A 13,811-nucleotide genomic window follows, 5' to 3' on the forward strand; every position below is an offset into this window, starting at 1 on the left:
TATAAATGTTATCATAAGAAGTCCAAGTTACTTGTTCTAATTATCGGACATGCTATTTTGAATATTATTAACCTTATCAGTTTCAATTGATCCTGGTTTAGTTCGTATATCCAAAAAGAAGTCAATGAGCAAACCCGGATACTTTTCGAAGTAATTGGATAAACGTGCAGAAATATATTTTACAATAATGAAAGATGCTGTAATCATTAACGAAATAGTTCCTACCAAAATCAAGTATTTATTATAATGCCCCATTAAATTATCGAAAATTATATAGCCTATTCTTTGATGCAATAAATACAGTGGATACGTCATAATACCCAAGTAAAGAAAATAGGGTTTGTTCAGCCATTTTAGACGGTCTAAAATAACTAATAGCATTATCGCATATATAACATTACCGCTGCGATTATTGGTTTTGAGAAGGTTTCTTGATAAATATTCATTCCCATTTTGGCATAGATCATTCGATGAAATGTAGAAAGAATAAAACAGATAAATATGGCGGTTCCATTTTTTATGCTAATTGTTTTACTCTTATAAATATCTGCCATTAACATACCGGCAATAAATTCAGGTGAACATTCGAACATAAGGAACAAGTCGATTACTTTCACCATGATATTGCCTGGAAGAAAAGGATGAATTACCGATAACGCAAGCCATATATGAAATCGTAGCTATTTTTAACTTCTTGTACCGGTATAATATAAGATAGCCAAGTGGAAGTGTATAAAATCGTAATTCTACCGACATGGTCCAGTAGGCTCCATCCAAACGTTCTACATCGAAAAAAACTTGTAGCAAGGTCAAATTGAATAAAAACTGACCCAAAGTGACATGAAATCTAGGGGGTCCTTAGTAAACTGTAACCAAATAGGTGATGAATGCACAAAGCCAATACACAGAAAATAATCGTATTACTCTAGATTTAAAAAAATACGTACCGGATTCATTTGAAACTGAAAGTGCAATTACAAAGCCACTAATTATGAAAAATAAATCAATAAAAACAGCACAATATTTTACCTATTCACCTGCAAGTTCTAAGAAACTCAATTTTGTTAAGTTGTCAGCTTTAAATCCTCTATACAGATAGTGAACTAGAATAATACCGACAGCGGCAACAAATCGTAACAGATCTATTTGGTAAACTTGTTGTTTAACGGGTATGTGAAATTGAAACCTTTAATGTCAGTAAACAAAAAACGATATATTCCTAAGAATAAATTATTCTAATCGATAGAAATGTTTATAAATTGGCTCATCTCTTTTTAGTAGGTAATTATGAGCATATTAAAATTGGTGAAACGCTCAAATCGTTAAATTTCTTTACCTTTGTTACATATTTAAAAATAGTAAAATGGAAGAAGGAATTTACGCCAAGTTCAATACAAACAAAGGCGAAATATTAGTAAAATTAACCCATGAAAAAACTCCTGGTACGGTAGGTAATTTTGTCGCTCTTGCAGAGGGGAATAAAGAGAATAGTGCAAAAACTAAAGGAGAACCATTTTATAATGGATTGAAATTTCATAGAGTAATTCCAGATTTTATGATTCAAGGTGGTTGTCCGCAAGGAAGGGGAACTGGAGATGCAGGGTATAAATTTGATGATGAATTTCATCCTGAATTAAAGCATGACACACCAGGTGTACTTTCTATGGCCAACTCTGGACCTGGCACCAATGGGAGTCAATTTTTCATTACTCATGTACCAACACCTTGGTTAGATAATAAACATACCGTTTTTGGTCATGTAGTAGCAGGACAAGAGGTTGTTGATGAAATAGAACAAGAGGATTTGATTGAATCTTTAGAAATAGTTAGAGTAGGTCAGGAAGCTAAAAATTGGGATGCAGTAAAAGCGTTTGAGAACTTTAATTCTTCTGGTGAAGCCCGTTTAGCTGCTGAAAAAGCAAAGCAAGATGCTGAATTAGATAAAGTTGCTGCTGGTTTTGAATCTACCGCATCTGGTCTTCGTTATAAGATGATTCAGAAAGGTAATGGTGCTAAAGCTGAAAAAGGTAAACAAGTATCCGTTCACTATGAAGGTTCACTTTTGTCAGGTGATGTATTTGACTCTTCTTATAAGCGTAATTCACCAATTGATTTTCAATTAGGTATTGGTCAAGTTATACCAGGTTGGGATGAAGGAATTTCACTTTTAAAAGTTGGTGATAAAGCACGTTTTGTAATTCCATCAGATTTAGCATATGGTTCAGCAGGTGCTGGTGGAGTAATTCCACCAAATGCTACATTGATTTTTGATGTAGAACTAATGAATGTAGGATAAATAGTAATTTATTCTAATAAAAGAGTAACACCTTTATCGTAATGATAGGGGTGTTTTTTTGTGAATATATTTTAGCTTTCCTAATTGATATTCTTCATTATTACTTTTCACGAGCTGTAAAGCCAGCTAATAGTAATGCAATATTCACGATAATTAAAATTAGAAATACTGTAAAAAATGTGTTCATAGGTTAGATATATAAAGTTGGGGAACTTCAATATGTTTAAACTTTAGATAGCGAATAGCCTAAATGGTTGCGTAGACGTTGAACAAATATTTCAATTTTTAAAATAAAGCACAAAAAAACCCGAACATTGGTTCGGGTTTCATACTATAAAAAAGTTAAATCGTTACCTAGTCAATTACTTTCACATTAACGGCGTTTAATCCTTTTTTACCTTGTTGTAGTTCAAATTCCACAACATCACCTTCTCGAACTTCATCGATTAAGCCAGAAATGTGTACAAAATGATCTTCGTTTGAACCATCTTCAGTGATAAAACCGTAACCTTTGGAATCATTGAAGAATTTTACTGTTCCTTTACTCATAATAGAAAAATTAAATATTAATTAAAGTGCGAAGATAGTTTTTTTTTATTAACTATCTTAAATTCTTACAGGTTATATTAATGTTAAGAATTAGATTCTAACATGTTGAGGATGAACTCGTTTTTTGGGACTATGCAGTAGGATCTGGAGTCATTCTCAAGTAAGGTTTTACCTCAGTTACACCTTTAGTAAACATTTCTTTTGCATCTGCAGTTGATATCGCGGGGCTAACCACAACATCTTTGCCATGTTCCCAGTTTGCGGGTGTAGCAACTTTATGGTTTGCAGTAAGTTGCAAAGAATCTATAACTCTCAATAATTCATAAAAATTTCTGCCTGTCGAAGCTGGGTAGGTCAATGTAAGTTTTACGCTTTTATCTGGAGCAATGATAAATACAGAACGTACCGTTAAATTGTTGTCTGCATTTGGGTGAATCATATCATACAAATGAGACACTTTTTTATCCTCATCTGCTATAATAGGAAAATTAACAGTAGTTTTTTGAACTTCATTGATATCCTTGATCCACTCTGCATGAGAAGCAGTACCATCAACACTAAGGGCTAGCATTTTTACGTTTCTTTTATCGAATTCATCTTTGAATTTAGAGGCTGTTCCTAATTCTGTTGTACAAACAGGTGTGAAATCAGCAGGATGCGAGAATAAAATTCCCCAACTGTCTCCTAAATAATCATATAAATTGATGGTCCCCATTGAACTATCTGCAGTAAAATTTGGAGCCTTATCCCCTAATCGTATTGTTGCCATTTGTATTTATTTTTAATTAAAAATTTATATCCTATAAAACTACTAGATTATTAGTCCTTGTGTAAAGGTTTTTGGTTAAAAGTCTATTAAAATTTTTACTTTTAGTTCATGGAAGAATTAGAAAAGTTAAGATATCCGATTGGCCATTTTAATTGTCCGACCGAGATTTCAGAAGAAGATATAAAAGAGTGGATTAATGTATTGGAAACGCTGCCATCTAGGTTGTCGGAACTTGTTAGCGGATTTTCTGAAACGCAATTGGAAACACCTTATAGGGATGAAGGATGGACAGTAAGACAAGTAATTCATCACTTAGCTGATAGTCACCATCACAGTTACACCCGTTTTAAATGGGCCTTAACAGAAAATAGACCTTTAATTAAAGCATACTTTGAAAAGGATTGGAGTGACTTGTTCGATGCTAAAACTGCACCTATAGAACTTTCATTAAATTACTTGACTGCATTACACGCAAAGTTGGTTTATCTATTAAAGGGTATATCATCAGAGGATTTCAAAAAATATTATATTCATCCAGAAGGTAGTACTAAGGTGTCGGTAGCTGAAAATTTAGGTAAATACGCTTGGCATAGTAACCACCATTTTGCACATATTAATAATTTAGCTGTAAGAAACAGTTGGTAATATTATAAAGAATTAAATTTCCTTAAGTAAAATATACATTGGTTTTTCTTCCTCAATGACATTTTCAAATGGAACTTTGGAGGTGTCTATAATAGAAAAATTATTTGCTAAATAGAATGTTAGGGCAAGGCCATTTTGCATAGCGCCTAAAAATATCGCTTTTTTAGAAAGCTCTATTGCCTTGGTTTCTATGAATTTAAGTGTTTCCCTTCCGATACCCAGTCCTGTAAATTCTTTTTGAATGTAAATTTTATCTAAATAAAGAGCTTCTGATTTATTTAATTTGGAAATGGCCATGTCTAAAGTGATTTTTAAAAGTCCAACATAAATATCATCCATTTTTAGTAGATAAAGTTCCGTATTATCATCTTGCTCTTCTTTTAGCAATACCTCTTTTGTAAAACTATTTTGAATATAGGTCGATGTATCACCATTTGGCCAGAGATGCCTATAATGTTGATTGTATGCTTTAGTGCCAATGTTTATGTAGTCATCGTAGTGTGATGGATCTAATGGTTCAAATGTAATGGTGCTTTTCATTCTTCTATTCGAAATATGTTTTTTAGCAAAATAAGTTTAAATCAAACTTGAGTTTTCCATTTAATATTACAACCTATACTGGGCTTTTGAAGCGGGTTGATTTTCTTTTCAGATAATAAATTTTCTAAAGCATCTCTAAGGTCATTGCCATTTAAAGGGAGTCCGTTACCCGGTCTTGAATCATCTAATTGACCTCTGTAAACGAGCTTTAATTCAGCATCGAAAAGATAGAAGTCCGGTGTGCAAGCAGCATCATATTTTTTTGCAACTTCTTGGTTTTCATCATATAAATATGGGAATGTATAATTTTCGGCTTTTGCCTTAATTCTCATGTAATGTGGCGCATCCTCCGGATAATTTTCAACATCGTTACTTGAAATGGCAATAAACTTTATTCCTCTTTTCTGATATTCACTTGCTAATTTTGTAATCTCAGGATTAACATGAATTACAAAAGGACAATGGTTACAAATAAACATAATCACCGTTCCTTTCTCTCCATTTAGAGCGTGCAGATTCATCGTTTTTTGACTTACCGTATCTAATAAACTGAATTCTGGTGCTGTGGTGCCTAAAGCCAACATATTGCTTTCGGTTCTTGACATATTGTTTTAAATTTAATCTTACTAAGTTAAGAAATTAAAAAGCCTTGTTATTGGTTATTACAATTACTAATTTCAATAGACTCTTAAAATAAATTATATGAAAAATTCATATTCCTCTCTTTCTATTGCAATACAAGATTTACAAAAGGAAGGGTATACGGCAGATTTTAACTTATGCAATACAGGTATTGAACATAAACATATGAAGTGTATTTATAGCGCATCTGAATTAAATGTAGTTAAATTTTATCGGTTTGAAGGTATGAGTAGCCCAGACGATAATACTATATTGTATGTTATTGAAACTACTACTGGTGAGAAAGGATTATTGGTTGACGCATACGGTATGTATGCAGGTAATGTACCAAGAGATTTAATTGAAAAACTTAAAATCATTAAATGAGCGATACCATTTCTTGGGACGATTTTATTAAAATAGATATGAGAATTGGAACAGTTGTGTCTGTTTTTGACTTTCCTGAAGCTCGAAATGCTTCCTATAAATTACATATTGATTTTGGAGATGAAATTGGTATAAAGAAAACTTCTGCTCAGATTACTGATAAATACTTAAAAAACGAACTTTTAGGAATGCAGGTTGTTGCAGTAGTTAATTTTCCAGTTAAGCAAATAGCCAATTTTATGAGTGAATGCCTTATATTGGGTGCTGTTGAAAATAATTCAGTGGTTTTGATTAAGCCACAAATGAAAGTGCCTAACGGATTAAAAATTTCTTAGTTTATTGACTGAAAACCTTTTAGATAACGTTCATATTAATTTTGATGCAGGTTCCCTATGGGTATTGAACCTAGTATTAGGTTTGGTAATGTTCGGTGTCGCTTTAGAGATATCGATTAAAGAATTTAAGCCATTATTGTTAAGGCCAAAAGCAATAATTTTAGGTCTTTTTAGTCAGTTTATTTTACTTCCGGCGGTAACCTATCTTTTAATTCTTTTTATAGAACCATTACCAAGTATCGCTTTAGGTATGTTCATGGTAGCTGCTTGCCCTGGTGGTAATATTTCTAATTTTATCTCATACCTGTCTAAAGCAAATATAGCGTTATCTGTTAGCCTTACTTCTATGGCAACGCTTTTAGCTATAGTGATGACGCCATTAAATTTTCATTTCTGGTCAATACTCTATGCGCCAAGTTCGAATTTGATTCAAGAGATTTCTATTTCACCTGTTGAAATGTTCAAACTAGTATCGCTATTATTAGGTTTACCTCTAGTTTTAGGTATGTATGTAAACCACCGTCATCCTAATATAGCGCTGAAATTAGCAAAAAAATTAAAAGTGGTTTCGTTACTCTTTTTTATATGTTTGGTTTTTATCGCATTATATAATAATCTTGATATTTTCAAGGATTATATTGTTTATGTTTTTTGGATTGTTTTAACCCATAATCTTATTGCTTTTTCAACAGGTTATAGTGTTGGAAAGTTATTCCGATTACCAGAAGATAGTATCAGGTCAATTACTATTGAAACAGGAATACAGAATTCGGGCTTAGGCCTATTATTAGTTTTTACATTTTTTGATGGATTAGGAGGTATGGCTTTACTTGCTGCTTTTTGGGGAATTTGGCATATCGTTTCAGGACTTATATTGGCTGCTTTATGGAATGGTAAACCTATTACTAAAGAAACTATAGCGTGAGCGGTATTATATATTCGATAGTTAAGTTTGTGGTGAAGACAGGACTTTATGCCTATCATAAGAAAATAGAAATCACAGGACTTGACAATATACCAACGGATAAACCAGTTTTATTTCTGCCCAACCATCAAAGTGCTTTAATTGATGTTTTACTGATAGCTACAGACTGTCAACGAAAGCCTTTCTTTTTAACTCGTGCAGACGTATTCTCAAGTTCTTGGTTGAATCGTATTTTTTCATACTTCAGAATGTTGCCTATTTACAGATTGAGAGATGGAAGAGAATCTTTGGCGAATAATAACTTGATTTTCGACACCTGTTCTGAAATATTGCATAGGGGTAATGCGCTGGTTATTTTCCCTGAAGCAAATCATAACCTTCAACGAAGGGTTAGGCCTTTAAGTAAAGGTTTTACAAGAATAATTTTAAAAAGTTTCGAACTTTATCCACAATTGGATATACAATTAGTACCGGTAGGATTAAATTATAAAAATGCAGCTCATTTTCCTGATGAAGTTGCAGTTCATTATGGTAAATCTATTTCTGCCAAAAGCCTCTTTGATTTAAATGATATCAATAAATCTAGTCAATCAATAAAAGATATAGTTTCTTCGAGTTTAAAAAAACTAACAAGTCATATTCCAAACGATGAACATTATGAAGCTATAGTTAGTAGGTTAACGAATGAAAATGTGAGCTTTCTTGATCCTATGTTGGTAAACGAAACAGTTCAATCATATTCAAAATCAGTAACAAATAGCAAGAGTGAGGCTCCTAGCGAAAGACAAAAAATAAATCTGTCAAAATTGCTGTTTAGTATATTGAATTTCCCTATTGTCTTGCTATGGCGTTTTTGGCTAAAACCAAAAGTGCCCGAAGCTGAGTTTATGGGGACTTTTAGGTTTGCGTTTAGTTTGTTCTTTTTTCCAATCTACTTGCTGGTTCTTTTTATATCCATTTCGTTTTTAAATACTATTGAAATAGCTCTTTTGAGTATAGGGTCGCTCACAATTCTTAATATATTCCTTGTGAAATTCGGATTACGCTAAAAGAATATGGTTTCAATTTCCTTAAAAGAGGATTATTCCAAATTAGTAAATAAAAAAACGACCCTTAGTGATAAGGGTCGTTTTAGTTATTTTAAAAATTACTTTTAATTAGATATCCTCAAAGCTTACATCAGTAAAACTAGAGGTGCCTGTTGAAGTGTTCTCTATTTCTTGTTCAACCTCTGTGTCTTCTTTTTTGAAATCTTTTTGATGTCTTTCGGATATTACTTCAGAACCTTTTTCATTAATGATGAAATCCATCATTTCTTCCACATTTTCCTTAAAGGCTTCAAAATCTTCTTTATATAGATAAATTTTGTGTTTTTTATAATGGAAAGATCCATCATCGTGTGTGAATTTTTTGCTTTCAGTTATCGTAAGGTAATAATCACCAGCTTTGGTACTTCTTACATCAAAAAAATAAGTCCTTCTGCCAGCGCGTAAAACTTTGGAGTGAATTTCTTCCTGATCTGATAAATCTCTTTCGCTCATTTCTTATGTTTAGTGTCGTTATGCTATCAAAAATGGAAAAAAAAACCCTATCCGACAACAATTTTCTAATTTTCTTTCTCTGAAAGTTGTTTATGGTAAAGCTCTTTGTAATAGCCAGCCTTGCTATTTAATTCCTCATGGGTGCCTTCTTGAATCAGTCTTCCATCTTCTAAAACTAATATTTTGTCAGCATTTTTGGCAGATGAGACTCGGTGGCTTACAATTAGTGTAGTTCTATTCTTGGATGCTTTTTTTAGATTGTTCAATATTTCTTCTTCGGTTTCAGTATCAACAGCAGAGAGGCAGTCATCGAACAAATATATTTTAGGTTTTTTAATTAATGCACGAGCAATTGAAACTCGTTGTTTTTGACCACCGCTAAGGGTAATTCCTCGCTCGCCCAATACGGTGTCATATTTATTTGAGAACCCTATGATATTTTCATGAACTACGGCATCTTCGGCGATATTGATAATTTCCTCATCGGTAGCATCCTCTTTGCCAAATTTTATATTGTTCTTGATACTATCAGAAAACAGAAAAGCATCTTGTGGAACGGCGCCTATCGATTCTCTTAACTTAGTAAGGTCAAAGTGCTTTATTGGTTCATCGTCTATTAAAATTTCTCCTGAAGTGGTGTCATAAAGTCGAGCAACTAAATCTAAAATGGTCGATTTTCCAGATCCGGTTTTACCAAGAATAGCTGTAGTTTCTCCTTCTTCGATAGTGAAAGATAAATTGCTTAACGCAGTAATTTCTGTATCTTCATAGGTAAAGCCAACATTTTTAAACTCTATTTTTCCTTTAACCTTATGATCGTAAGTAGGGGTGTTTTTCAATTCTGGTGCAACGTTCAAAAATTCATTAATTCTTTCTTGACTCGCTGCAGCCCTCTGAACAATAGAAGTTAGCCAACCTACTATAGCTACTGGCCAAGTTAGCATATTCACATAGAGTATGAATTCTGCAATAAGGCCAACACTTATTTCACCAGCTAAATATTGCTTGCCACCGATATAAATCACTAAAATATTGCTAATGCCAATCAACAAAATCATAAGAGGAAAGAACCACGCATTTACTTTTGCAAGATTTACACTTTTTTCTTTTCCATCGATGGCTAGAGCTACTAATTCGTCATTTGTCTGCGGTTCTAGTGCATAAGCTTTAATTACGGAAACTCCTGAAAATACTTCTTGTGTAAACGTAGATAAGGTGGATAAATATTGCTGCACTACGGTGCTTCTTTTATGTATAACCTTACTTATTTGATAAATTAAAACTGATAATATAGGTAGTGGTAATAGGGTATAAGCAGCTAAAGTGGGTGCTTTTATAAACATTAAAGGAATTAAACATGCGAATAAAGTAAGTGTTTGTATACCATACATTATTGCTGGGCCAGCATACATACGTACCTCGTTCACATCTTCACTTATTCTGTTCATTAAATCACCTGTTCTATTTTTCTTATAAAAATTGAGGCTTAGTTTTTGATAGTGGTCGAAAATTTCATTTTTAAGATCATACTCAATATATCTCGAAATATTGATAATGGTCTGCCGCATTAAGAAAGTAAAAAAACCAGACAGCAAGGCAGCTCCAACTATTATAAGAATGTATTCTAAAAGAAGTTCTTGTGCGGTCGATTTAGCTATTTCAGTAGAAATATACTTTTCAACTACAGATATGGATTTATTGACATAAGAAGGCATAACCAATTGAAATAGCCTTGCTATGACGGTGATTATGATTCCTAAAAAAAGTTTAAGCCGATATTTCTTGAAGTATTTATTAAGGTGCTTAAGTTCTTTCATAGGTTGTTCGAAAAAAGAAGATTATATCTATTCTTTGATCAAAGATAGTTTTTTGCCCTAAAACCATATGTTATAAATAAGCTAAGATAAATACGATTGCTATTGTTACCCTTTAAATAGATACTTACCTTTGCGGCTTTTATTATTAATTTATTTAAAAAAGTTCTTTATAATGCTTACAAGAAGGCACATTAGGGTTAAAGTTATGCAAAGCATTTATGCCCTAATTCAATCTAAGGATGATTCCTTGCAAAAACAAGAGAAGTTTTTAAAAGTAAGCATAGAGAATACCTATACGCTTTATTTATTATGGTTAAGCCTTTTTGTAGAAATACAGAAAAGGGCTGCAGACCAAATTTCTCTCTCGGCTAATAAATACATTAGCGATAAGAAACAAGAATTTCCTAACCCTAACAAGTTTATTCAAAATAAGTTGTTGCTGCAAATAGTGGACAATACAATGTTGGCTGAAGAAATTAACCATAGAAAGCTTGATAATTGGTATTTGAATGAAGAATATGTGAAACTTATCTATAAAGAGATCATAGAGAGTGAAGCATATCAAGAATATATGTCTAAGTCAGAAAGTGATTATGCTTCTGATAAGGAATTGGTGTTGACCTTGTTTAAGACCATTTTTGCGCCTAATGAAAAAATTTACGACTATTTTGAAGACGATAAATTAACATGGGTAGACGATATTCCTATTGTGAATACCTTTGTGTTAAAGCATTTGAAAAAAGCAAAACAGGTGCATCCAGAGTCATATTTTCTGCCAAGTTTAATGAAAGATGATGATGACATGCAATATGCATTGCAACTTCTTTCTAGAACTTTATTGAAAAATGAAGCTTTAGAAAAGGAAATTGAGGGTAAAACACCAAATTGGGATAAAGATCGTATTGCTGAGATAGATAGTATTCTATTGAAAATGGCAATTTGTGAGTTATTGCATTTCCCATCAATACCAGAAAGAGTAACTATTAATGAGTATTTAGAGATAGCAAAAGAGTACTCAACCCCAAAAAGCAGCATATTTATAAATGGTATTTTAGATAAGCTTACCAAAGAATATAAAGCAGAAGGAAAGCTTAACAAAATTGGTAGGGGTCTGTTATAAAAATATTTTATAATTTTACAATTAATTGATAAATCATAATAGTATGAAAAAAATAGTTCTAATTGTTGGTCTAGTATCAATGGTAGCTTTTACTTCTTGTAAGGATAATGCATCAAGTAAAATCAAAACAGATAACGTAGCAGAAGCTGCAGTAAGAGATGAGGCTGCAAAAGCAGTGCCTGTAATGTCTTTTGAAAAGGCAGAACACGATTTTGGTACAATTGAGCAAGGAACACCACAAGAAACAGTTTTCACGTTTACAAATACAGGTAATGCACCACTTATTATTACAGATGCAAAAAGTAGTTGTGGTTGTACTGTACCTAACCCACCAAAAGATCCTATTGCTCCTGGTGAGACTGGTGAATTGAAAGTGAACTTCAATGGTTCAGGTCAAAATCAAGTAACCAAAACAATTACGGTTACAGCGAATACTGAAAAAGGTTCTGAAATTTTGAGAATTAAAGCCTTTGTTAATCCAAAAGGTGCAGCTCCACTAGGACCTGTTAAATAAATATAAATACAGATATACCAAAAATGGGTGATATAGGGCAGTTTCTTCCGATGATTTTGATTTTTGTAGTCGCATATTTTTTTATGATTCGACCTCAAATGAAAAGACAGAAGGATGAAAAGAAATTTTCGGCAGAGTTAAAACGTGGTGATCGTGTAATTACCAAAAGTGGTCTGCACGGAAAGGTAGTAGATTTAAATGAAAAAGATTCTTCTTGTGTATTGGAAACAATGGCAGGGAAATTAAAATTTGATAGATCTGCCATATCCATGGAAATGAGCGCTAAATTAAACGCTCCAGAAAAATAAATTTTTACATTTCATATAAAAACACCGATGGACACATCGGTGTTTTTTTTTGCTTAAAAGCAGTATATTTAGTAAAACTAAATTATTGCCATGTTACAAAATAGAAGAAGTTTTATTAGAAAAGGAACAGCCGGATTAGTAATGACAGGAGCTTCATTTGTTTTTCCAATGGAGCTATTATCTATGATGCGGAAAAGAGTGGGAGCAAATGACACCATTAATGTTGGCTTAATAGGGTGTAATGGAATGGGTTTTTCTGATTTATCTTCTTTTCTTAAGATGAGCGAAATCAATGTTATTGCTTTATGCGATGTAGACGAAAATGTTTTGCAAGCTAGAACCGCCGATTTAGAAAAAGCGGGCATTAAAAAACCAAAATGGTATGGTGATTATCGAAAGCTACTTGAAAATAAAGATATTGATGTTGTAATAATTGGTACACCGGATCATTGGCATTGTTTGCAATTGACCGATGCTTTGCAGGCTGGTAAAGATGTTTATTGTGAAAAGCCCATTGCTAACTCTGTACAAGAGGCTAACATAATGTTAGATTTTGTGCAATCGAGAGATAGAATGGTTCAAATTGGGCAATGGCAGCGTAGCCAACCACACTTTGTAGACGCCATTAAATTTGTGCACTCGGGTGCTTTAGGTGAAATAAGATTGGCAAAAGCTTGGGCGTACCAAGGTTGGATGAAACCGGTGCCAATTTTAGCAGATTCTGCTGCACCAAAGGGTGTAGATTATAAAATGTGGTTAGGCCCGGCGCCAGAAAGACCTTTTAATGCCAATAGATTTCATTTTAATTTTAGATGGTTTTGGGATTATGCAGGCGGATTAATGACAGATTGGGGTGTTCATTTAATGGATTATGCCCTTTATGGGATGAAAGCGGAAACCCCGAAATCTGTGATGGCCTTAGGTGGTAAATTTGCATATCCCAATGATGCAGCAGAAACGCCCGATACCTTACAAACCGTATATGAATATGACGGATTCTCAATTCTTTGGGAACATGCCACAGGTATAGATGGTGGTAATTACGGTAGAAATCATGGAATTGCCTTCATCGGAAACAATGGAACCCTAGTCTTAGATAGAGGCGGATGGGAAGTTATACCAGAAAAGGAATTTCAAGGATGGGGACAGGAAGGTATTCCAAAAATGCAGGCTGTTTCATATGATAACGGTGGATTAAGTGGATTAGACCTGCATACCAAAAATTTTATTGAGGCAGTTAAGAGTAGAGATAATTCTTCATTGAACGCACCTATTAAAGTGGGGTATGATGCTGCTTTAGTATCACATATGGGTAACGTGGCCTTTAAAACGGGTGATAGAATCTATTGGGATGAAATTTCAGGCAAATTCAAAAATGAGGAGGCAAATCAATTTCTAAAAGCCCATTACAACAACGGTTGGAATATACCTGCCCTCTAAACTT

General features: G+C 33.2%; 18 protein-coding genes. 10 read left to right on the top strand and 8 right to left on the bottom strand.

The window, feature by feature from the left end:
* Positions 1-36: 36 nt before the first annotated feature.
* Entirely contained in the window at positions 37-381 is a 345-nt protein-coding gene (locus tag AACZ41_RS08715; protein ID WP_339628024.1) for a hypothetical protein, read from the bottom strand.
* Complete coding sequence (locus AACZ41_RS08720; protein WP_339628026.1) at positions 381-620, bottom strand: hypothetical protein; 240 nt, start codon at positions 618-620, stop codon at positions 381-383. Before AACZ41_RS08720 ends, AACZ41_RS08715 begins: the two co-directional genes overlap by 1 nt.
* A gap of 743 nt (positions 621-1,363) precedes the next feature.
* Here AACZ41_RS08720 and AACZ41_RS08725 point away from each other — a divergent pair.
* Complete coding sequence (locus AACZ41_RS08725) at positions 1,364-2,296, top strand: peptidylprolyl isomerase (RefSeq protein ID WP_339628028.1); 933 nt, start codon at positions 1,364-1,366, stop codon at positions 2,294-2,296.
* A 354-nt stretch (positions 2,297-2,650) separates the two neighbouring features.
* Here AACZ41_RS08725 and AACZ41_RS08730 read toward each other — a convergent pair whose 3' ends face one another.
* Together AACZ41_RS08730 and AACZ41_RS08735 are read right to left on the bottom strand one after the other, a co-directional pair.
* The gene (locus AACZ41_RS08730) at positions 2,651-2,845 is read right to left on the bottom strand and encodes a cold-shock protein (RefSeq protein WP_027064347.1); all 195 of its coding nucleotides are present in this window, start codon (positions 2,843-2,845) and stop codon (positions 2,651-2,653) included.
* Positions 2,846-2,975: 130 nt separating this feature from the next.
* Positions 2,976-3,614: a peroxiredoxin gene (locus AACZ41_RS08735; protein ID WP_339628029.1), complete on the bottom strand. Its 639-nt coding sequence runs from the start codon at positions 3,612-3,614 to the stop codon at positions 2,976-2,978.
* Positions 3,615-3,722: 108 nt separating this feature from the next.
* Here AACZ41_RS08735 and AACZ41_RS08740 point away from each other — a divergent pair, with 108 nt between their 5' ends.
* On the top strand, positions 3,723-4,259 hold the full coding sequence (locus AACZ41_RS08740) for a YfiT family bacillithiol transferase (protein WP_339628030.1): 537 nt from the start codon (positions 3,723-3,725) through the stop codon (positions 4,257-4,259).
* 12 nt (positions 4,260-4,271) lie between these two features.
* Here the strand turns inward: AACZ41_RS08740 and AACZ41_RS08745 are convergent, their stop codons facing one another.
* Positions 4,272-4,799 (bottom strand): GNAT family N-acetyltransferase, encoded by a 528-nt coding sequence (locus AACZ41_RS08745; protein WP_339628031.1) that lies wholly within the window; start codon positions 4,797-4,799, stop codon positions 4,272-4,274.
* Positions 4,800-4,840: 41 nt separating this feature from the next.
* On the bottom strand, positions 4,841-5,404 hold the full coding sequence (locus tag AACZ41_RS08750) for a thioredoxin family protein (RefSeq protein WP_339628032.1): 564 nt from the start codon (positions 5,402-5,404) through the stop codon (positions 4,841-4,843).
* A gap of 97 nt (positions 5,405-5,501) precedes the next feature.
* On the opposite strand from AACZ41_RS08750, the gene AACZ41_RS08755 reads away from it, so the two are divergent.
* The 4 genes from AACZ41_RS08755 to AACZ41_RS08770 are packed head-to-tail and all read left to right on the top strand — an operon-like array spanning position 5,502 to position 8,116.
* On the top strand, positions 5,502-5,807 hold the full coding sequence (locus AACZ41_RS08755; protein ID WP_339628033.1) for a phosphoribosylpyrophosphate synthetase: 306 nt from the start codon (positions 5,502-5,504) through the stop codon (positions 5,805-5,807).
* Positions 5,804-6,142 carry a tRNA-binding protein gene (locus tag AACZ41_RS08760; RefSeq protein WP_339628034.1) on the top strand — a complete coding sequence of 113 codons (339 nt, stop codon included), beginning with the start codon at positions 5,804-5,806 and terminating at the stop codon, positions 6,140-6,142. Before AACZ41_RS08755 ends, AACZ41_RS08760 begins: the two co-directional genes overlap by 4 nt.
* Before the next feature lie 4 nt (positions 6,143-6,146).
* Positions 6,147-7,067: a bile acid:sodium symporter family protein gene (locus tag AACZ41_RS08765; protein ID WP_339628035.1), complete on the top strand. Its 921-nt coding sequence runs from the start codon at positions 6,147-6,149 to the stop codon at positions 7,065-7,067.
* Positions 7,064-8,116, top strand: coding sequence for a 1-acyl-sn-glycerol-3-phosphate acyltransferase (locus AACZ41_RS08770; protein ID WP_339628036.1), 1,053 nt, complete (start codon positions 7,064-7,066; stop codon positions 8,114-8,116). Before AACZ41_RS08765 ends, AACZ41_RS08770 begins: the two co-directional genes overlap by 4 nt.
* A gap of 108 nt (positions 8,117-8,224) precedes the next feature.
* On the opposite strand, the gene AACZ41_RS08775 is transcribed toward AACZ41_RS08770, so the two are convergent.
* Positions 8,225-8,608: a PUR family DNA/RNA-binding protein gene (locus AACZ41_RS08775; RefSeq protein WP_339628037.1), complete on the bottom strand. Its 384-nt coding sequence runs from the start codon at positions 8,606-8,608 to the stop codon at positions 8,225-8,227.
* A gap of 65 nt (positions 8,609-8,673) precedes the next feature.
* Positions 8,674-10,425 carry an ABC transporter ATP-binding protein gene (locus AACZ41_RS08780; protein ID WP_339628038.1) on the bottom strand — a complete coding sequence of 584 codons (1,752 nt, stop codon included), beginning with the start codon at positions 10,423-10,425 and terminating at the stop codon, positions 8,674-8,676.
* Positions 10,426-10,597: 172 nt separating this feature from the next.
* Here AACZ41_RS08780 and nusB point away from each other — a divergent pair, with 172 nt between their 5' ends.
* From nusB to AACZ41_RS08800, 4 genes are all read left to right on the top strand, one after another.
* The gene (gene nusB / locus AACZ41_RS08785; RefSeq protein ID WP_339628039.1) at positions 10,598-11,545 is read left to right on the top strand and encodes a transcription antitermination factor NusB; all 948 of its coding nucleotides are present in this window, start codon (positions 10,598-10,600) and stop codon (positions 11,543-11,545) included.
* Positions 11,546-11,588: 43 nt separating this feature from the next.
* Positions 11,589-12,059: a DUF1573 domain-containing protein gene (locus AACZ41_RS08790; RefSeq protein WP_339628040.1), complete on the top strand. Its 471-nt coding sequence runs from the start codon at positions 11,589-11,591 to the stop codon at positions 12,057-12,059.
* A 23-nt stretch (positions 12,060-12,082) separates the two neighbouring features.
* On the top strand, positions 12,083-12,367 hold the full coding sequence (gene yajC, locus AACZ41_RS08795; RefSeq protein ID WP_091622797.1) for a preprotein translocase subunit YajC: 285 nt from the start codon (positions 12,083-12,085) through the stop codon (positions 12,365-12,367).
* Between the two features lie 90 nt (positions 12,368-12,457).
* Complete coding sequence (locus AACZ41_RS08800; protein WP_339628041.1) at positions 12,458-13,807, top strand: Gfo/Idh/MocA family oxidoreductase; 1,350 nt, start codon at positions 12,458-12,460, stop codon at positions 13,805-13,807.
* Positions 13,808-13,811 lie beyond the last annotated feature (4 nt).

It is taken from the genome of uncultured Maribacter sp., from assembly GCF_963974015.1.
Lineage (GTDB): Bacteria > Bacteroidota > Bacteroidia > Flavobacteriales > Flavobacteriaceae > Maribacter.